The organism is Streptomyces sp. NPDC031049, assembly GCF_055571015.1.
This window is the reverse complement of the sequence record NZ_JBVIGC010000016.1, coordinates 90,783-110,779: the sequence shown is the minus strand read 5'-3', so window position 1 is coordinate 110,779 and position 19,997 is coordinate 90,783. Positions and strand designations below refer to the sequence as shown.

General features: G+C 71.1%; 14 protein-coding genes and 1 riboswitch. Of the genes, 1 reads left to right on the top strand and 13 read right to left on the bottom strand.

All coding sequences use genetic code 11. From position 1 onward, the window contains the following. Window positions 1-7 precede the first annotated feature (7 nt). Both ACZ45Q_RS25550 and ACZ45Q_RS25545 read right to left on the bottom strand, forming a co-directional pair. The gene (locus tag ACZ45Q_RS25550; RefSeq protein WP_468265404.1) at window positions 8-1,303 is read right to left on the bottom strand and encodes a class I SAM-dependent methyltransferase; all 1,296 of its coding nucleotides are present in this window, start codon (window positions 1,301-1,303) and stop codon (window positions 8-10) included. A gap of 204 nt (window positions 1,304-1,507) precedes the next feature. Then, on the bottom strand, window positions 1,508-2,890 hold the full coding sequence (locus ACZ45Q_RS25545; protein ID WP_468265403.1) for an NAD(P)/FAD-dependent oxidoreductase: 1,383 nt from the start codon (window positions 2,888-2,890) through the stop codon (window positions 1,508-1,510). A 437-nt stretch (window positions 2,891-3,327) separates the two neighbouring features. Here ACZ45Q_RS25545 and ACZ45Q_RS25540 point away from each other — a divergent pair, with 437 nt between their 5' ends. Next, complete coding sequence (locus tag ACZ45Q_RS25540; RefSeq protein ID WP_468265402.1) at window positions 3,328-4,614, top strand: PP2C family protein-serine/threonine phosphatase; 1,287 nt, start codon at window positions 3,328-3,330, stop codon at window positions 4,612-4,614. Between the two features lie 89 nt (window positions 4,615-4,703). Here ACZ45Q_RS25540 and ACZ45Q_RS25535 read toward each other — a convergent pair whose 3' ends face one another. The 11 genes from ACZ45Q_RS25535 to ACZ45Q_RS25485 form a co-directional block, all read right to left on the bottom strand. Further along, on the bottom strand, window positions 4,704-5,660 hold the full coding sequence (locus tag ACZ45Q_RS25535) for a Ppx/GppA phosphatase family protein (protein ID WP_468265400.1): 957 nt from the start codon (window positions 5,658-5,660) through the stop codon (window positions 4,704-4,706). Beyond that, window positions 5,657-6,220, bottom strand: coding sequence for a DUF501 domain-containing protein (locus ACZ45Q_RS25530; protein WP_468265398.1), 564 nt, complete (start codon window positions 6,218-6,220; stop codon window positions 5,657-5,659). Before ACZ45Q_RS25530 ends, ACZ45Q_RS25535 begins: the two co-directional genes overlap by 4 nt. 127 nt (window positions 6,221-6,347) lie before the next feature. Further along, a complete protein-coding gene (locus ACZ45Q_RS25525; protein WP_468265396.1) occupies window positions 6,348-6,824 on the bottom strand; it encodes an FtsB family cell division protein in 477 nt (158 codons plus the stop codon). 120 nt (window positions 6,825-6,944) lie between these two features. Continuing rightward, window positions 6,945-8,225 carry a phosphopyruvate hydratase gene (gene eno, locus ACZ45Q_RS25520; protein WP_468265394.1) on the bottom strand — a complete coding sequence of 427 codons (1,281 nt, stop codon included), beginning with the start codon at window positions 8,223-8,225 and terminating at the stop codon, window positions 6,945-6,947. Window positions 8,226-8,486: 261 nt separating this feature from the next. After that, a complete protein-coding gene (locus tag ACZ45Q_RS25515) occupies window positions 8,487-9,206 on the bottom strand; it encodes a transglycosylase family protein (RefSeq protein ID WP_468265392.1) in 720 nt (239 codons plus the stop codon). Between the two features lie 4 nt (window positions 9,207-9,210). Further along, window positions 9,211-9,377: riboswitch (cyclic di-AMP (ydaO/yuaA leader) on the bottom strand. A gap of 183 nt (window positions 9,378-9,560) precedes the next feature. After that, window positions 9,561-10,601 (bottom strand): LysM peptidoglycan-binding domain-containing protein, encoded by a 1,041-nt coding sequence (locus tag ACZ45Q_RS25510; protein ID WP_468265390.1) that lies wholly within the window; start codon window positions 10,599-10,601, stop codon window positions 9,561-9,563. Window positions 10,602-10,744: 143 nt separating this feature from the next. Then, window positions 10,745-12,052 (bottom strand): cytochrome P450 family protein, encoded by a 1,308-nt coding sequence (locus ACZ45Q_RS25505; protein ID WP_468265388.1) that lies wholly within the window; start codon window positions 12,050-12,052, stop codon window positions 10,745-10,747. Between the two features lie 33 nt (window positions 12,053-12,085). Further along, window positions 12,086-12,559 carry a PH domain-containing protein gene (locus ACZ45Q_RS25500; RefSeq protein ID WP_468265386.1) on the bottom strand — a complete coding sequence of 158 codons (474 nt, stop codon included), beginning with the start codon at window positions 12,557-12,559 and terminating at the stop codon, window positions 12,086-12,088. A gap of 6 nt (window positions 12,560-12,565) precedes the next feature. Further along, window positions 12,566-12,952, bottom strand: coding sequence for a hypothetical protein (locus tag ACZ45Q_RS25495; protein WP_468265384.1), 387 nt, complete (start codon window positions 12,950-12,952; stop codon window positions 12,566-12,568). A gap of 9 nt (window positions 12,953-12,961) precedes the next feature. Continuing rightward, window positions 12,962-13,348, bottom strand: a complete 387-nt coding sequence (locus ACZ45Q_RS25490; protein WP_468265382.1) for a hypothetical protein — start codon at window positions 13,346-13,348, stop codon at window positions 12,962-12,964. Window positions 13,349-13,452: 104 nt separating this feature from the next. Beyond that, complete coding sequence (locus ACZ45Q_RS25485) at window positions 13,453-19,812, bottom strand: RHS repeat domain-containing protein (protein WP_468265380.1); 6,360 nt, start codon at window positions 19,810-19,812, stop codon at window positions 13,453-13,455. Window positions 19,813-19,997: the final 185 nt, after the last annotated feature.

The following is a 19,997-nucleotide window of genomic DNA, read 5'->3' as shown; positions in this document are numbered from 1 at the left end:
TCGCGCGTCAGTTCCAGGTACGGGCGCGCAGCGGCATGCCGGACGCGCCGGACTCCGGGGTCCTCACCGCCAGGACCTGGTTGACGCCGATGCGGTTGCGTTCGAAGGACACCGCGGAGGCCGCCATGTACAGGCGCCAGACCCGGGCCCGGCCGGGGCTGGTGAGCTGCACCGCCCGCGGCCAGGCGTCCTCCAGGTTGGCGACCCAGCGGCGCAGGGTGCGGGCGTAGTGCTCGCGGATCGACTCCACGTCGCGCACCTCGAACCCGGCGCGCTCCAGCTGGGTGACGGTGGTGCCGAGCGGGGCGAGTTCGCCGTCGGGGAAGACGTAGGCGTCGATGAAGGCGTCCACGCTGTAGGCGCTCTCGTCGCGCTCGGGGCGGCGGGCGATCTGGTGGTTCAGCAGTCGTCCGCCGGGCCGGAGCAGGGCGTGCAGGGTCCGGGCGTACTCCAGGTAGCGTTCGGCGCCGACGTGTTCGGCCATGCCGATGGAGGAGATCGCGTCGTAGGGTCCGTCCGCGACGTCCCGGTAGTCCTGCACGCGGATCTCCACCCGGTCGGTGAGCCCCTCGTCGGCGACGCGCTTGCGGGCGTAGGCGGCCTGCTCCTGCGAGAGGGTGATGCCGACGACGCTCACCCCGTGGTCGCGGGCGGCGTGGACGGCCATCGAGCCCCAGCCGCAGCCGACGTCGAGCAGCCGCTGACCGGCCCTCAGGCCGAGCTTGCGGCTGACCAGTTCCAGCTTGTCGCGCTGGGCGGTCTCCAGCGTGGCGTCCGGGCCCTCGTCCCAGTAGGCGCACGAGTAGACCATGGAGGGGCCGAGGACCAGCTCGTAGAAGTCGTTGCCGACGTCGTAGTGGTGGCTGATGGCGCGCCGGTCGGTGCGGCGGGTGTGCAGGTGGCCGCGGCGCCTGCGGACCTCCTCCGCGGGCGGCGCCGGCGGCAGGGGCGGCCCCGCGAGCTTCACCAGCCCGCGGACGGCGGCGCGCACCTCCGGGTCGCGCAGCGCCTGACCGAGGGTCCGGGCGTCCTCGCCGCGCTCCCAGATCAGACCGGACATCAGGTCGAGGGCGGTGTACAGATCGCCCTCGACGTCCAGATCCCCGGCCACCCACCCGCGGGCCAGCCCCAGTTCGCCGGGCTTGAACAGCAGCCGACGCAGGGCACGACGATTACGGACGACCAACGCGGGAGCCCCGCCGGGCCCCGCCTGCGACCCGTCCCAGGCACAGATACGAACCGGGAGCGGAACTCCCAGCATCTGTTCGACGAGGTTCCTCAGCCGCAGCGCGGCGTCTGCCATGGCGCACACCTCCGTGACACATGAGCCCGGATGCTCTGTACCACGTAAACACCGACAGGGCCGATGCGCAGTCCCGCATTGGGGTCATGACTGACGCAAAACAGCTGCGCGGGGCTTCCAGTTGACCGGTGCCGGGAACGCCGAAGGGGCCGCCCGCACCACGGATGGCGGGTGGCCCCTTCGGGGGTGTGCTGAGGGGTGGGGTCAGGAGGCCTTGGCCTTCTGTTCCTCGGGCTTGGCCGCGGCGACCGGGGCCGGCTTGGCGGCCTCGTAGAACTCCTCGCGCGGGGACTCGATCGCGCCGAGCGAGACGACCTCGCGCTTGAGGAACATGCCGAGCGTCCAGTCGGCGAAGACCCGGATCTTGCGGTTCCAGGTCGGCATCGCCATGCCGTGGTACGCGCGGTGCATGTACCAGGCCAGCCGGCCCTTGAGCTTGATCTTGGTCTTGCCCAGGACGATCATCGCGACGCCCTTGTGCAGGCCGAGGCCGGCGACCGCGCCCTTGTTGGCGTGGCTGTAGTCCTTCTGCGGGAAGCCCCGCATGCCGGAGACCACGTTGTCGCCGAGGACCTTGGCCTGGCGCAGCGCGTGCTGGGCGTTCGGCGGGCACCAGGCGTTCTCGTTGCCCGCCTTGCGGCCGACGAGGTCCGGGACCTGGGCGTTGTCGCCCGCGGCCCAGATGTAGTCGGTGCCCTTGACCTGGAGGGTGGGCTCGCAGTCGACGTGGCCGCGGGGGCCGAGGGGGAGGCCGAAGCGGGACAGGGCCGGGTTCGGCTTGACGCCCGCCGTCCACACGATGGTGTTGGAGTCGACCTCGAGGCCGTTCTTCAGCACCACGTGGCCGTCGACGCAGGACTCCATGGAGGTGGACAGGTAGACCTCGACACCGCGGCCCTCGAGGTGCTCCCTGCCGTACGTGCCGAGCTTGGGGCCGACCTCGGGGAGGATCTTGTCGGCGGCGTCGACGAGGATGAAGCGCATGTCCTCGCGGGAGACGTTGCTGTAGTACTTGGCCGCGTCCCGGGCCATGTCCTCGACCTCGCCGATGGTCTCGGCACCGGCGAAGCCGCCGCCGATGAAGACGAAGGTGAGCGCCTTGCGGCGGATCTCCTCGTCGGTGGTGGAGTCGGCCTTGTCGAGCTGCTCCAGCACGTGGTTGCGCAGGCCGATGGCCTCCTCGATGCCCTTCATGCCGATGCCCTGCTCGGCGAGGCCGGGGATCGGGAAGGTGCGGGAGACCGCGCCCATGGCGATGACCAGGTAGTCGAACGGCAGCTCGTACGCCTCGCCGGTCAGCGGGGCGATCGTGGCGACCTTGCGGTCCTGGTCGATGGTGGTGACCCGGCCGGTGAGGACCTCCGCCTTCGGCAGCACGCGTCGCAGCGGGACGACGACGTGGCGCGGGGAGATGTTGCCGGCGGCGGTTTCGGGGAGGAAGGGCTGGTAGGTCATGTACGACCGGGGGTCGACGACGGTGACGGTCGCCTCTCCGTAACGCATCTTCTTCAGAATGCGCCGAGCCGCGTACAGGCCTACGTACCCACCGCCTACTACGAGGATCCTGGGACGCTCCGTGGTGCTCATGCCATCGAGTATCCACCCGCCTCAGGGGGGTGGTTCGTGCGCCCCTTCACAAGCTCCGGTGAGGGCTGTGTTACCATCCGCCGCTTCGTGACGGAGATCATGGCGCCGGGCGGGAACCGGCGTGTAGGGGGACGGGCTGTCAAGGCCGCGTGAGCTGCTCGTCCGGCTCGCGGGGGCGGCCCGGCCGGGCGTCTCCGGCCCGGTCGCCGGGCAGGCCCGAACGGCCGTCCTGAACGTGTTCAAAGGGCAGTTGAGCCCCCAAAAGGGTCAACGGGCGCGCTTTTGTCGTCCGACAGGGCCCAATTCCTTGTGAAGAACTTCACGAACTTTCCCGCGGGACTCCGCCCGGCACCGCCCGAGGGACCCCCCGAACGCGCTCACACGTTAGCCGACCTGCTCAGTCGTCCCTAGTGTGCTCGGGGAGAGAAAGGTTCCGCATGAGTCCGCACCGCCGTGCGACGGGGCTGCTCTCCTACGCCCCGGACCACGAGAGCATCGCGCTGCCGCAGTGGGCGCGCTGGCTGCCCGTGGGCCTGGTCGTGCCGGCCGTCACGGTGGGACTGACCACCTCCGCGTCCGTCACCGCCGACTCCCTGCTGGTCCTCGGCGCGATGATGGGCGCCTGCGTCTACTCCCTGCCCATGGTGACCCTGCTGGCCCTGCTGAACAGCGCGGCCGGGCTGCTGCTGCTGTTCACCCGGCACCTGGCTCAGGACAACGGCCTGCGACTGGCGGACTACCTGGCCGTGCTCCTGCTGACCTGGGTCTCCGTACCGCTGTGCGCCCTGCGGCTCTCCCTGCGCCGGCAGCTGGCGGGAGCGGCGAAGGCGGCTGAGTACGCCCAGCGCGCGGTGCTGCCCCCGGTTCGGGCCTGGCTCGGACGCACCTGGATCGCCGTGCGCTACGAGGCGGCCTCGCACTCGGCGGCCGTCGGCGGTGACCTGTACGCGGCCGAGCACACCCGGTACGGCGTACGGCTGCTCATCGGCGACGTGCGCGGCAAGGGGCTGGACGCGATCCCGAGCGTGGCGACGCTGGTGGGCAGCTTCCGGGAGGCCGCGCACCACACGGAGACGCTGCCGCTGCTCGCCCGCCACCTCGACGAGGCCGTCACCCGGTACGCCCACGACGTGGCGGCCGTGCGCGCCGGGCAGGGCGCGGACGGCGACGAGGGCACGGAGGGCGAGCGCTTCGTCACCGCGGCCGTCGCCGAGATCCCGCCGGGGGGCGAGGAGGTGCGGCTGCTGAGCCGGGGCCACTGCCCGGCGTTCCTGGCGAGCGAGGCGGGTGTCCAGGAGTGGGCGCCGGCCGACGCCGGGCTCCCCCTCGGCCTCGGCGACCTGGACCCCGGCCCGTGGGCGTACGAGACCCGCCCCTTCGCCACCGGTGACCTGCTCCTGCTGTGCACCGACGGCCTGCTGGAGGCCCGGGACGCCGACGGCGCCTTCTTCTCCCCGAAGGAGGGCCTGCGCACCGCCTGGCGCCAGGGCCCGCCGACCGTGGTGGAGACCTTGGCCCGCCTGGTCCACCACCACGCGGGCGGCGTGCTCGCCGACGACCTGGCCCTGATGGCCGTCACCGTCGCACACCAGGCGCCCCCGGCCGGGGAACACCGCCCCCGGCCGGAGGCCACGCCCCCGCCCCGGCGGCGGCGCCTGCGCTCCCGGCCGGGTGGCGCCGGGGCCCATGAGGGCACCGGGCCCATGAGGCGGCCGGGCTCATGAGGGCGCCGGGCCCAGGAAGGAACCCGGGAGGCGAGGTGGGCGTGCCGCCCGGGAAGGAAGGGGCGCGAGCCCGGGAAGGCGAGGAGGGGCTAGGAGGGCGAGTCGCTCGCCGCGTAGAACGCGATGCCGTCCAGGATGTCGTGTTCGCTGACCACGACCTCCTCCGCCCCCATGCGGTCCATGATCGCCAGCAGCACCAGCGCGCCCGCCGCGATCACGTCGACGCGGCCCGGGTGCATGGACGGGATCGCCGCGCGTTCGGCGTGGGTGGAGTGCAGCAGCCGGTGGGCGATCTCGCGGACCCGGTCGCGGGAGACGCGGGAGTGGTGGATGGCCGCCGAGTCGTACTCGGGCAGGCCCAGGGCGATCGCCGAGACCGTCGTCACCGACCCGGCCAGCCCCACCAGGGTGCGCGCCTCGCGCAGCGGGACCGTCTGCTCGGCCAGGTCGAGGGCCGCCTCGATGTCGGCCCGCATCGCCGCGATCTGCTCCTCGGCGGGCGGGTCGGTCACCCGGCCGTCCCGCACCAGGTGACGCTCGGTCATCCGCACGCAGCCCACGTCCACGGAGCGGGCGGCGCGCACATGGGCGTCGCCGACGACGAACTCGGTCGAGCCGCCGCCGATGTCCACGACCAGGAAGGGCCGGTGCAGATCCGCACGGCCGGTCAGCTCCCTGGTGGCGCCGGTGAAGGAGAACTCGGCCTCCTGGTCGCCGGTGACGACCTCCGGCTCCACGCCGAGGATGTCCATGACGCCGCGGACGAACTCGTCCCGGTTCTCGGCGTCCCGGGAGGCGGAGGTCGCCACGAAGCGCACCCTTTCGGCGCCGTGCTCCTTGATGACCCGGGCGTACTCGCGGCAGGCGGCGAAGGTCCGCTCCAGCGCCTCGGGGGCGAGCCGGCCGGTGCGGTCGACGCCCTGGCCGAGCCGCACGATCGTCATGCGCCGGTCCAGGTCGGTCAGCCCGCCGGTGGCCGGGTCGACGTCGGCGACCAGCAGCCGGATGGAGTTCGTACCGCAGTCGATGGCGGCGACCCTGGTCACTGGGCGTCCTCCCCCTCCTGGTCGTGGCCGTGGCCGTGGGTCTCGTCCGGGAGCGTCACGCACGGTCCCTTGCGCCACCACTGAGGCAGCATCGCGAGCGCCTCGTCGCCCAGCGGGTTGACGCCGGGCCCGGCCGCCAGCGAGTGGGCGACCAGCACGTGCAGGCACTTCACCCGGTCCGGCATGCCGCCCGCGCTGGGGAAGTTCTTCAGCTCCTCGATCTCGTCGCGGCGCCGGACGTAGTCCTCGTGCGCGGCCCGGTAGGCGGCGGCGAGCACCGGGTCGGCGGCCAGCCGCTCGGACATCTCCTTCATCACGCCGTTCGCCTCCAGCGTCCCGATCGCCGAGGAGGCGCGCGGGCACGTCAGGTAGTACAGCGTCGGGAAGGGGGTGCCGTCGGGCAGCCGCGGGGCCGTCTCCACGACGTCCGGCTGCCCGCAGGGGCACCGGTGCGCGATGGCGCGCAGCCCGCGCGGCGGACGCCCGAGCTGCTGCTTGAAGGCCTCGACGTCCGCGTCCGTGGGCTCGGTGCGCGGTGTGGGCGGCGGGGGCGTTTCCATGACTGTCTTCAGGGTGTCTTTCTGTCTGGTCGATGTCGAGCGCGCGCCGGTCGGTGCCGAGCGCGCGGTGGGGCCGGTGCCGGGCGCGCTCCCTCGTCGGTGCCGGGCGCGACCGGTCCCGGGCGGCTCAGCGGCCGGCGGCGTCGGCCTTGTCCACCCCGTCCAGGAGGTTGCGGTAGAACGGGCGGTCGGCCGCCCCGAGGCCGGCGCGGGACTTCGTGGCCACGTCCGGGTTCCGCATGATGTACCCGGTCTCCCCGGGCAGCACGTAGTGCAGCCGCAGCCGGATCTGCTGAGCGGCGTACGCGTCGTCCTTCCAGCGCGCCTTGAGGTCCCGCAGTTCCTCCACCCGCTGCGCGGCCTGCTCCTTCTGCCGCTCCAGGTCGGCGATCTCGGCCCGCTGGGCGATGTACTGCCGTATCGGGTAGGCGAGCGCGACCACGAGCGAGCAGACCACGAGCGCGAGCAGCGCCGCCCGACCGGTCAGCCGGGAGCGGCGGGCCTGGCGCCGGGTCTGCGAGCGGTAGACGCGGGCCGCGGTCTGCTCGCCGAGCAGCCGGATCCGCGTCGCGGTGGAGAAACGGTCCCGGTCCTTCACCGCCATGTGCCCGCCTCCCGTTCACGTCGGTGCTGTTCATACGTGCGTACGTCCCCGCACACGGTACGGGACCGGGTACGGGGACGTACGGACGACGCTGCCTACGGGTTCCTCCCGGGCGGGGGGTCAGCCCTTGAAGCGGGGGAACGCCGAGCGGCCGGCGTACACCGCCGCGTCGTCGAGGATCTCCTCGATACGCAGCAGCTGGTTGTACTTGGCGACGCGCTCGGAGCGGGCCGGGGCGCCGGTCTTGATCTGGCCGCAGTTGGTGGCGACGGCCAGGTCGGCGATGGTGACGTCCTCGGTCTCGCCGGAGCGGTGGGACATCATGCACTTGAAGCCGTTGCGCTGGGCCAGCTCGACGGCGTCCAGGGTCTCGGTCAGCGAGCCGATCTGGTTGACCTTGACCAGCAAGGCGTTGCCGGCGTTGTCGTCGATGCCGCGCTGGAGGCGCTCGGGGTTGGTGACGAACAGGTCGTCGCCGACGAGCTGGACCTTGTCACCGAGCTCGGCGGTGATGGTCTGCCAGCCCTCCCAGTCCTCCTCGTTCAGCGGGTCCTCGATGGAGACCAGCGGGTAGGCCTCGACCAGCTCCGCGTAGTACGCGGTCATCTCGGCGGCGGTGCGCTCCTTGCCCTCGAAGACGTAGACGCCGTCCTTGTAGAACTCGGTGGCGGCGACGTCCAGGGCCAGGGCGACCTGCTCGCCGGGGGTGTAGCCGGCCTCCTTGATGGCCTCGATGATCAGGTCGAGGGCGGCGCGGTTGGAGTCGAGGTTCGGGGCGAAGCCGCCCTCGTCGCCGAGGCCGGTGGACAGGCCCTTGTTCTTCAGGACCTTCTTCAGCGTGTGGTAGACCTCGGTGCCCCAGCGCAGGGCCTCGGAGAAGGACTCCGCGCCGATCGGAGCGATCATGAACTCCTGGATGTCCACGTTGGAGTCGGCGTGCGCTCCGCCGTTCAGGATGTTCATCATCGGCACCGGCAGCACGTGCGCGTTGGGGCCGCCCAGGTAGCGGAAGAGCGGCAGGTCGCTGGCCTCGGAGGCGGCGTGCGCGACGGCGAGCGAGACGCCGAGGATGGCGTTGGCGCCGAGCGAGCCCTTGTTGTCGGTGGCGTCCAGGTCGAACATCGCCTGGTCGATCAGGCGCTGCTCGGTGGCGTCGTAGCCGACGAGCTCCGGGCCGATCTGCTCGATGACGGCCAGGACGGCCTTCTCGACGCCCTTGCCCTGGTAGCGGTTGGTGTCGCCGTCGCGGAGCTCGATGGCCTCGAAGGCGCCGGTGGAGGCGCCGGACGGGACGGCGGCACGACCCGTGCTGCCGTCGTCGAGGCCGACCTCGACCTCGACCGTGGGGTTGCCTCGGGAGTCCAGGATTTCCCGGGCTACGACGACGTCGATGGACGGCACGAGCATCTCCTTCGTGGGATGTGACGCTGTTGGTGCAGTTCCGCGGTGGCTGTGCGGGCCGGCCGTGGGGGCTCTGCGGGATGAGCCTAACCGGCTCCGGGCGATCGGCCAGCCGGTCACCCACCCTGTGGACAGAACCGAGAGTAAATTGTTTCCGAACGGAACAAAAGATCCGGACCAATGGAACCCGGTCCGGACGCGACCCCGCCCCGGTGCGTACGGGGGAAGACGCACCGGGGCGGGAGGCGGAGGGACCGCTGCTTACTTCAGGTGCAGCTGCTGGCCCGGGTAGATGAGGTCGGCGTCCTCGACGATGTCGTCGTTGAGCTGGAACAGCTTCTCCCAGCCGCCCTCGACGCCGTGCTCGGCGGCGATGGAGCTGAGGGTGTCGCCCTTGACCACCTTGTACTCGCCGTCGCCCTTCTCGACCTTCTTGCCGGTCGGGGTGGTGACGGTCTTCTTGCTCTCCTCGGCCTTGGGCGCGGCCGGGCGCTCCTGCGAACGGGAGGCCTTCTGCTCGGTCTCGCGGCTCTCCGTGGCGCCGGAGGAGCTGTTCGAGGAGCCGTTCGAGGAACCGCCGGTCCCGGTGGAGCCGCCACCGTTGTACGGGGTGCTGGACAGGTTCTTGCCGCAGACCGGCCAGGCGCCCTTGCCCTGGCCCGCGAGGACCTTCTCGGCGATCTCGATCTGCTGGGCCTTGGTGGCCTGGTCGGCGGTGGCCGCGTACTGGGTGCCGCCGTAGCCGGCCCAGGTGGAGGCGGAGAACTGAAGACCGCCGTAGTAGCCGTTGCCGGTGTTGATGGACCAGTTGCCGCCGGACTCGCACTGGGCGACGGCGTCCCACTCGGAGGCGGTGGCGGCGGAGGCGTTGCCGGCCGCCATCAGCGGGGCGGCGACGGCGGCGCCGGTGACGCCGGCGACGGCGATGGCGCGAGTGGCCTTGGACGGACGACGGTGCTTGCCCTTGCCGGAAAACAGCATGGTTGGATCCCCTCACCGACGCCTGCGAGGTGAGCTGTCGGGTTCGGGCCGGTTGAGTTGCCCGGCCGGGTCCCTTGCGGGACTCGGCTTCACCCCTAGCCGCTCGGACGCAACCGTCCTGCGCGGCACTTACCTTGGGTCCCCCGCTCCTGCCTGCGGCGCTTGACGCGACGACTGTTCCCGGACGGCCGCTGGCAGGATTCGGCGTTGCGGCAACCGGGGCCCGCGAATGGCGAGCGGTCATGACCGTAGCCACGCGCTCCGCGGATTTTCAAAGACGATCAGGGCTTCTGAGACCTATCTCTCACGGCGTTTAAAGCCGACATCAAGCCCGAACCGGGACACGAACTCCCGCTACTTTTCGCCCGATTCGGCACTCACTGCAAGCTTCTGACCGGGCAGAATGTGGTCGGGGTCGGCACCGACGGTCTCCTCGTTCGCGGCGTAGAGCGCACGCCACCCGCCGCTCAGCTCAAGGGAGTCCGCGATGCCCCAGAGGCTGTCGCCGGAGCGGACGGTGTACGTGCCGTCCGCGGCGTCGCGCGCGGCCGCGTCGCCGCGCGAGGCGTGCCGCCCGGCCGAGCCGTCCGCACGGCCGCCCCCGGCGCTCTCGTCCGCGCTCTCGCCGCGATGGCGGCCGGTGCCGGCCTGGCCCGTCTCGGCCGGGTCCGAAGGACCGGCGCCGTGGCCGGAGTTGTCCGAGTCGTCGCGCTTCGTGGTGGCCGGGTCGGAGGCGGAGCCGCTGGACGAACCGTTTTCGCCGGGCGTGTCGGACTCGACCGGTTCGTCCGCCCCGTCCGCTCCGTCCGCTCCCTCCGTCGCGGCGCCGGACGGAGCCGGCGGGCTCGCCGAGGGTGAGGAGCCGGAGTCCGGGGCGGTGGAGCCCGACTCGCCCGATCTATCCGGAGCATCCGAAGAGTCCGATGTGGGCGAGGTGGGCGAGGTGGGCTTTTTGGAGGTGTCGCTCCCCTGGTCCGACGACCCGTCATCCGCGGTGCCGCCGCCGACCGACGAGGGCGAGTCGTTCTCCAGTCCGGCGAGCAGTCCGCAGGTCGGCCACGCGGTGATGCCCTCGGCGGCGAGCAGCTTCTCGGCGACCGCTATCTGCTGGGCCCGGCTGGCCTGGTCGGCGCTCGACGCGTAGGCGAGCCCGCCGTAGGCCTCCCACTTGTCCTGGGTCAACTGCAGACCGCCGTAGTAGCCGTTGCCGCTGTTCTGGCTCCAGGCCCCGCCGGTCTCGCACTCGGCGACGCGGTCCCAGGCCGTGCCGTCGGCCGCGCTGGCACCGGAGGCCCCGAGGAGCGGGATCGCGATGGCGGAGCCGGTGACTCCGGCGGCGACGACGAGTGCCGGGGCCTGGCGGGGGCGACGGTGACGACCGTTCCCGGAGAGCATGCGAAGACCTTTCGGAGACAGCACTGACCGGCGCGGCGGGTGGGGCTCGGCGCCGCGCTGATCCGTGAACGTATAGGCAGACGATCACTTGTCACAAGTTCATGCCGCGCAGATCACGTGAAGATCACAGAAGTGAACGTGTGTCACCTTTGCGTGGCCGGCGCGTCGTTCCCGGGCACCGGGGTGAAGGACACCGGCAGGGTGCGCAGTCCGCGCATGATGAGCCCGCCGCGCCAGCGCAGTGCGGCGGGGTCCTCGGCGAGCCGCAGATCGGGCAGGCGGGTCAGCAGGGTGGCGAGCGCGGTCTGGCCCTCCAGCCGGGCGAGCGGGGCGCCGAGGCAGTAGTGGATGCCGTGGCCGTAGCCGAGGTGCTGGTTGTCCCGGCGGGCGAGGTCGAGCGTGTCGGGGTGCGTGAACCGCTCCGGGTCGCGGTCGGCGGCGGCCAGCACGACGAGGACGGGGTCGCCGGGGGCGATGTCCTGTCCGCCGATCGTGAGGGGCCGGGTGGCGAACCGCCAGGTGGCCATCTCCACGGGGCCGTCGTAGCGCAGCAGTTCCTCGACGCCGGTCTCCAGCAGACCGCGGTCGCCGGCGGCCAGGGAGCGCTGGAGCCGGGCCCGCTGCTCGGGGTGGGTGAGCAGGGCGTAGGTGCCGTTGCCGATGAGGTTCACCGTGGTCTCGAAGCCCGCGAAGAGCAGGATGAAGGCCATGGCGGCGGCCTCGTTCTCGGTGAGGTGCTCGCCGTGGTCGGAGGCGCGGATCAGGCCGGAGATGAGGTCCTCGCCGGGGACGGGCGCGGCGGGCAGCGCCTCGCGCTTGCGGTGGATCAGGTCGGCGAGGTAGCCCCGCATCTTCTTCACCGACCGGGCGACGCCGCCCCGGGGCCCCTTGCCGTGCCGGATCATCATGCCCGCCCAGTCCCGGAAGTCGTCCTGGTCCTCGCGCGGGACGCCGAGCAGGTCGCAGATGGCGTAGATGGGCAGCGGGAAGGCGAACTCGTGGATCAGGTCGGCGGAGCCCTGCGGGGCGAACCGGTCGATGAGTGTGTCGGCCAGCTCCTGCACCCGCGGCGCGAACTCCGCCACGCGGCGGGGCGTGAACGCCTTGCTGACCAGCCGGCGCAGCCGGGTGTGGTCCGGCGGGTCGATGTTGAGCAGATGGGTCATCAGCTCGGCCTTGCGCTCGCCGGGGATGCCCGTCTTGCCCTTGGCGTGCGCGGGCTCGTCGTGGTGCGCGGGGTTCTTGGACAGCCGCGGGTCGGCGAGCGCCTGCCGGGCGTCCGCGTACCGGGTGACCAGCCAGGCCTCCACCCCGCTGGGCAGCTCGGTGCGGTGCACGGGCGCGTGCCGGCGCAGCCAGGCGTACGCCGGGTAGGGGTCGCTCGCGAACTCCCAGGTGAAGAGGTCGGGGGCGGGGGCGGACGAGGGGTGGGGCTGGTGCTGGTCGGTCACGTGTCGACGGTATCCGGCGGGCGGGCCGGCGGCTCAGCCCCGGGTTACGTGCCAGTACCGGACGATCCGGCCGGCCTGGGCGGCGAAGCGGGCGTACCGCTGCTCGGTGCACCGGACCTCGACGTAGGGGGCGGCCAGCCAGACCGTACGGCCCCGGGTGGTGCGGACGCGGACCCGGTGGGCGCCGTGGCCGCGGCCGGTCTTCTCCTCCACGGTGACGGACTCGACGTCCGCCCACGGCACGGACCGCCGCCACAGCGGACGGCCCGTGCGGATGCCCGTCGCGTCCACGACGGTCTTGCCGAGGGCCACGTTGAGCAGGAACGGGGACAGGGCCAGCAGGGCGATCCCCAGGACGTCGAAGAACGTGACGTGCCCGAGCGACACCCGGACCAGCCCGGTGGCCCCCCACACCGCGCACACCAGGGTGAACACCAGCGAACGTCCGCGGTCGGGGGTGCGGAACTCCAGGCGTCCACCGGGCCGCGGGGCCCTCCTGCTCGGCACGGCGGGTCAGGCGCTGTAGAGGAAGTAGGACAGGCAGACCCAGGCGAGGACGCCCGACAGCATCGTCCACACGCCCCAGGACGGCGGCTCGTACTCCTTGGACTCGATCTTCTCCCCGGCCGCCTTCCTGCGGTTGAGCTCCTTCCGCCGGCCGCGGGGGAAGAACAGCATGAGGGACAGCAGGGCCAGACCACCGCCGAGGCTGAACAGCAGCATGCTCAGCGGCTCTCCCTTGGCGAGCCCGAGGCCGACGCCGCCACTGAGCGGAATGAGCGTCCACAACAGTGGAGCCCGCTGACGCCAGTTCACAGTGACGATGCAGTAACTGAGCGAAAAGACGGCGGAGCCGAGGACAAAGGTGACGAACGCGAGCTCGCGGGACGCGTCAGGCATGGAGGGCGGTCACCCACCGAACAGGGCGAAGGACACACAGATCCAGGCAACGATCGCCGTGATCACCACCCACGTCACCAGTTGCGACGGCTCGAATTCCTTGGACTCGACCTGCTCACCGGCTGCCTTCCTCCGGTTGAGCGCCTTGACCCTGCCCGGAGGGTAGAAACCGCCCAGGGCGGCCAGGGCCAGCGCGCCTCCCAAACTGAAGAGGATCATGTCGAGTGACTCGCCCTTGGCCAGTCCGATGCCGATGCCGCCGCTGAGCGGGATGAACATCCAGAGCAAGGGTGTCCGCTGACGCCAGTTCACTGTGACGGCACAGTAACTCAGTGCGAAGAATCCGATACTCAGGCCGAAGAACAGAAGAACAAACTCATGGGACGGGCGGGGCATGTCGATCCTCTTGGTGTCGGGCGGAAGGTGGGAGGCGGTGAGAAGCCCCGCGGGGTGCCCGAAGACTTCCGGGCACCCCGCGTCGGCAGACCCCTGTCAAGGGATCAGCCGGCGAACTCCTTTCTGAGGCCGAGCCAGCCTCCGACGTTGGCGGCCGTGGTGTGGAGGCCGATGGACGCGCGTCCGACTCCCCGCTCCATCGCACTGGCCCCCTTGTGGGCAAGTTTGATGCCGGGTCCGGACAGGCCATCGCCCAGCGCGGCGCGGGCCCCTCGGGCCACGCCACCGCTGCCGATGATCAGCTTGCTGGCCGCACCCGCGCCCCCAAGGGTAATGGCCGCTGCCGTACCGGCCAGCTGGCTGACGGCCTCCTGATTCTTGCCGTTGGCCGCATAGATCGCGGCCGACCCGATCCCCGTCACCGCGGAGACGGCGCCCAAGCCGGCGGCGAACCCTGCGGTCGGCGGGAACATCGCCAGGACACCCGCCGCTGTGCCGGTGATCGTACTGACATGGCCCAGAATCTGTGCGGCCCGTTCACTGGTGACGGCCCTGCCCACCTTCTTCACGCCGGACCAGGTGGACTTCGCCACTCTCTTGGTGACCGAGGCGGCCTTCTTCACCCCTCGTTTGATCGCGCTCTTCGCCTTGGAGTAGGTGCGCTTCACCGCCCGGTAGGTCTTCTTGGCGTACTTCTTGACCACCCGCACGGTGCGCTTGACGACCTTCTTGGCCGCTCGCGCCACCTTCTTGGCGACCCTCTTGACCTTCTTCGCGACCTTCTTGACGACCTTGGCGACCTTCTTGACGGCCTTCTTGACCTTCTTGACGGCCTTCTTGACGACCTTCTTGACCTTCTTGGTGACCTTCTTGACGGTCTTCTTGATGGCGTTCTTGATCTTGCCGAAGAACAGGCCGTCGGGGTCGGAGAAGGAGACCGGGTTGTTGTTGGCGTACGCGTAGGGGTTCATCCGCTGCGACTCGGTGTAGTCGACCAGCGGGTCCACGCTGATGAACCGGCCCAGCTCCGGGTCGTAGGCCCGGGCCCCCAACTGTGTCAGGCCCGTGCTGTCCGTGATGCCGCCGACGAAGCCCCGGTCCACCGGCCAGACGCTGGAGAGCTTGCCGCGTTCGGCGCCGAACGGGTCGAGCCACCGGTGTGTGACCTCCTGCGTGGTGGCGTCGATCGCGGTCGTGCCGGTGCCGTGGTGGTCGGTGAAGAGGAACTCCAGCTGCCCGTCCGTACGGACCGCGACGGTCTCCCCGTCGAAGTCGTAGTAGCGGGTCCCCGCCTTCTTGCCGTCCGGCTGGAGCAGCAGCTCGTTGCCGCCGGGCAGGTAGAGCGTGGTCCCGAGGGCGTCCTTGCGGAGCATGCGCTCGCCGCTGGCGTCGTAGACGTACTCGGTGGTGGCCGTGCCCGGCTCCTCCACCTTGGCGAGCTGGTTCTCCGCGTCCCAGGTCAGCGTCTGCTGCCGGCCTCCCTCCTGACGGGCGACGGTGTTGCCCGTCTGGTCGTAGGCGAAGGACTCGGTCGAGGTGGTGCCGTTCGTCACCGTCTCGACGGAGGCCAGGGCGTTCGGACCGCCCTGGCCCGAGCCGGAGGGGCCGTAGGAGTAGGTGCGCACGGTGTCCTTGGCCGGGTCACCGCTCGTGTCGTGCTTGACCTCCTTGGTGCGGTTGCCCAGTGCGTCGTAGCTGTACGACGTCCAGTAGGGCCGCGGGCCGCCGACGTTCGCCTTCGACGGACCGGCTGCGCAGTCGTCGGTCGACGTCCACGCCTCGGTCAGGCGCTGGAGCGCGTCGGTCGTGAAGCACTGGGTGTCGGTCTGCAGGTCCTCGCCCTGACCGGTCGACGTCTTGATGCGTGTGACGTTGCCCGCCGGGTCGTAGGTGTAGTGCGTGTCGTCGACCCGCTGGGGCGCCAGCGTCTTGTCGGTGGTGACACGCAGCAGCTCACCGGTGTGCTCGTCGTAGGACCAGCTGCGGTACAGCCGGCGCATCTGGTCGTTGTACTCCGTGCGGAGCACCCGCCCGAACGGGTCGTAGGTGTTGGAGTTGACCAGGGTCCGGCCGCCCGCCGTCAGGCCCTGGGCCTGGTCGTCGGCCCCGTACCGGGTGACCACCCGCTCCGCGGGCAGGTCGCCGATGGCCGGCTGGGTGATCTGGGTCAGCAGGCCCGTCTTGTCGTTGTAGCCGAACCCCCAGGTGTACGTGCCGGCCAGGCCGCCCTCCGCGGAGGGGATCACGACCTGCATGCCGGTCGGCTGGTAGTCGTCCGTGTAGCCGGTGACCTTCTGGGTGTAGGCCTGCCCGTCCACGTACCGGCGCGCCTCGGACAGCTCGCCCTTGGCCACCGTGTCGTACACCCACTCCGACCGGAGGGTGGAGCCCTCCTTGACGGAGACCACACGGCCGAGCGGGTCGTAGCCCGTCGTCAGGGTCACGCCGCGGGCGTCGGTGGTGGACACCCGGCGGTCCAGGACGTCGTACGTCATACGCGTGGTGCCCTGGTCCGGATCCTCGGACCGGACCTCCCGCCCGCGCGCGTCGTAGGCGAACGTGCGCTCGGTGCCGGCCGGGTCGGTGATCCGCTCCACCAGGCCCCGGGCGTCGTAGGCGTACTTCGTGGACTGCGAGGCGGTCCGGGCCTCGTTGGTGTACTCGATCTCCTCGACCGGGCGGTCCAGGGCGTCGGTGACCGTGGTGCGCGCCGTGCCGCCCTTCGGCGGGATGACGGTGGTGTGGTTGCCGTCGTAGACCGTGGTGGCCCGGCGGGTCTCGGTGCCGTACTTCAGAGCGACCGTCTCGGTCGGGCGGCCCGCTCCGTCGTGGGTGATCCGGACGGCCGCGGGCGCTTTGGTGTCGTCGCCCGCCACGAGGGTGGGCTCCGGGTCACCGGTGGCGTAGTAGTCGTCGTAGACCTTCCACTCCAGACCGCGCGAGTCGTACAGCGTCTCGGTGAGCACCCGGCCGCCGGATCCGCCCAGCGCGGGCATCTGGGTCTGGCGTTCGCGCAGCAGTCCGTCGTAGAGGGTGTAGCTGGTCTCCGTCGAACCGTCGCCGCGCAGCTCCCGCGTCGTGACGGCGGGTGCCTCGGTGCGCGAGATGCGGTACTCGTACACCGCGCTGGGCGAGTCCGGGTACTGGCTCTTGCTGCGCCCCGGCTCCCACACCTTGGTCACCCGGCCGAGGGCGTCGTAGGCGATGTCCGTGCGCTTGCCGTTGGCGTCGATCTCGGCGGTCTCCACACCGCGCTTGGTGTCGATCTCCGTGGTGAGCGTGTGGCCAAGCGGGTTGGTGACGACCATCTTCGTCGGCATCCCGGTGGCCGGGACGTACTCGGTGGTCATGGCACGGTTCTGCGCGTCGGTCACCGACACCGGCCGCCCGTAGGCGTCGTACGACGTGGTGGCGGCGGTGAAGAAGCCGGTGCCCTTGTCGTCGTTCTCGTCCTGCCGGGTGGCGTTGCCCTTGGTCGGCGCGGCGCCCAGGGTGGTGCTGCCGTCGTAGTAGGTCCGCTCTTCGGCGATCAGCTCGCCGGGGGCGGCGCAGGTGCCGGTGGTGGTCTTCTCGGAGGCCTCCAGCTCCAGGATGTTCGCGCCCGTGTTGCGGGCGTACGTCATCCGGGTGCAGGTCTCGTCGCCGCTCTTGGCGGTGTCGCCGTGGTCGGTCTCCGTGGCGAGCATGCCGTACGCGTCGAAGGTGCGCTCCGACTTGGTGCGCTGCCAGCCTCCGCCCTTGAGCGGGCTGCGGCTGGTCTCCTGCGCCACGTCGCTCTGGTACGCGGTGAGCGCGGGCAGACCGGCGCGGGCGCGGGTGGCCGTGGCGCCGCTGCGCCAGGGTGTGGTGGTCTCCTCCTCCAGGACCGCGCCGCCCTCGTAGGTGGCCTCGGCGCGCTCGACACCGGCGAACACCGGGTGGTCGGTGGCCTCGTTGCCCTCGAAGTCGGCGACCTTGGCGCCCTCGATGCCGCGGAAGTAGCGGGTGCGGCTGTCCAGCTTGGGGCCGTCGGTGCCGTTGCCGACCTGGGTGCGGACCTCGCCGTAGCCGCGGAAGTCGCTGTAGGTGCGGTGCTCGGCCTTGGTGAACTCGTCCTCGCTCTTGGCCCAGGCGGCGCCGCCGACGTAGGTGTAGTCGGTCTGCTGCGTGGGGGAACCGCCGACCAGGTCGTTCTCCAGCACCCGGGTGACGACGTACTTGTGGAACCAGTCCTTGACCGGCTTGTAGTCGGCGGCCGGGGAGTCGGCCGAGGACCAGTAGACCGGGTAGCAGCGCTTGGTGTTGGACGACTCCGCGGGCAGGCTGCCCGGGGAGCAGTCGGGCGCCGAGTAGGTGACGCCGATGGTGGAGCCGGTCTCGGTGTTCACCTGGCGGACGCGGTACCGGGTGATCGGCGGGATGCCGTCGCCGGTGGTGTCGACACGGTTGGCGAGCTGCTGGCCGAGGAAGGTGACCTCGGGCAGCTTCTGCGCCGGGTCGGCGGTGTGCCCGGTGCGGGTGATGCCCGCCAGCCACAGCGCCGGGGTGGTGCCGTCGCCCGGGTCGGGGAACTGGTGGCGCAGGTCCCAGCTGTCCACGGCGGCGTAGGAGGTGCCGGCCAGGACCTTGGTGGTGATCTTCGTCAGCCGCTTGGTGGTCCAGAAGGTCGGCGCGATCTTCGCCTTGCAGTCCTCGCCCTCACGGCAGTACTGGTCGACGGGGACGTCGGGCCAGCGCTTGGCGTTGGCGGCGGTCATCTTCGACGGCGCGCAGTCGAACGCGGCGTCGGGCAGGCAGCGCTCGGCGACGGTGAACTCCACCTTCGCCGCGGCGGCGTTGGTGCCGTAGAGGTTGCCGGCCCGCAGGCCGTACTCGATGCGCAGCGGGTAGCCGCCGCGCTCGTACGCGGTCACCGTGCCGAGCCCGGTGGTCGGGCTGGCGTTGCGGGCGTAGCGGTTGGTCTCCGCCGCGTAGTAGTAGGCGGTGGCGTTGTCGTTGGTGTCCACGACGTAGTCGAGGTTCCAGCGCCAGGCCTGCTTGCAGGAGGAGTCCGCGAACGACGTCTTGTGGCAGGGCTCTCCGGACTGGTTGCCGTGGACCGGCACGGTCCAGGTGGAGTTGGTCTCCGCCTTGCCCGAGGTCCAGCCGGGCAGCCGGTGGTAGCCGAAGTGGTACTGGGTGCCGTCGGTGGTGGTGATCCGCCAGTACTCGCCGTCGTTGTCACCGTTGGCGCGGGCGGTGTCCTTCAGCCGCTCGATCCGGGTGCCGTCGTCGTCCTTCAGCTTCCAGGTGCCGGTGGCGTCGTCCCGGACCAGCTCGTGGGACTCTCCGTCGAGCGACATCGTGGCGTTGTCGCTGCGCCAGCACAGCTCGCCGTTGTTGGCGGTGTTGTTGCCGCCCGACTTGTCGTCGTTGCAGGACGCGTAGCGGCGCTCGATGTAGTTCTCGGTCATCGACCAGCCGTCGCCCACCCAGTTGGCCTGGTTGTTGGTGGCGGCGGTGCGGCCGTCCAGCGACTGCGAGTTGTAGCCGAGTCCCAGCTCGGGCTCCAGGCCGCCGGGCGTCTCGGGGGTCTGTATGTCGTAGGACCAGGTGAAGCCCCCGGAGGAGGATCCGGCCGCCCAGTGGCCCGACGGGCTGAGCGGCGTCGCCTTGTAGTCGCCGCCGCCACCGGAGGGGGTGGCCGTGGCGGCGAGCAGGGTGACGCCCTCGGCGGCGGAGCCCGCCTCGCGGGCGAGCATGGTGCGGGTGCCGCCGTCGACCGGGTCACCGGACAGTTCGGCGGTGCCGTCCACGGGCACGTCCGCGGTCAGGGTCTGGCCGTCGGCGTCGTTGTCGCCGGCCAGCGGCTCGGCCGTGGAGCACTTCTTCGCGTCCGGGTCGTCCAGCGCGCACTGCGGCAGCCGGGCGAAGGTGAGCCGGGAGGCCCATCCGGCGCCGTAGGCCTGCGCGAAGCCGGAGTAGTCGAGGGTGACGCGGACCTTGCCGTCCTCGCCGCCGCCGGTGCCGCGCACGGCCACCACGACGCCCTCGACACCGAGCCGCTGCGTCGTCGCCCGGTCGAGTATCTGGACCTGTGCGGTCTTCGGCGGGGCGGTGTCCTTCGACCTGCCGCCGCCCTGCGGCAGCCCCACGGAGACGGGCAGCGAGCCGGCCTTGCGGGCCGTACCGCGCCGCTCGGGCAGTTCGGCCTCCGCGGTGGCCGCCCGGGGCCACTCGACCGCCGGGGCCCGCTTGCGCGCGTCCCGTGCGGCGTCGTCGCGGCCCGTGGCCTTCTCCGGCTTCACCTCGGTGACCGGCACCGGCTTGGTCTCGTCCAGGCCCGGCAGCTTCAGCTCACCGGCCGCCACCGCGATGTCGGTGCCCAGAAGTCCGGTGAAGAGCGCGGCCGTCGAGACGACGGCCGTGGCCCGTCTCCAGCGGCGTTGCCTGACGGATCGTCGTCTGCGCCGCTTCCCCATTGCGGCGTCCAGGGTCTTGAGCACTCCCGCCCCCTGTCTGTGTCAAGGAAAACGGAGGCAGATTACTCGGACGTTACTGGTCATGAACGGTACAAACATGATCTATCAGGCAAGCGATGATGTTCGCCCTGGAAAAGTTTCTGAGCTGTGATCAGACGACACCTGCGCGGATTTCAGGCCAAGACGACCGTTTACCCTTCTCTGGATTT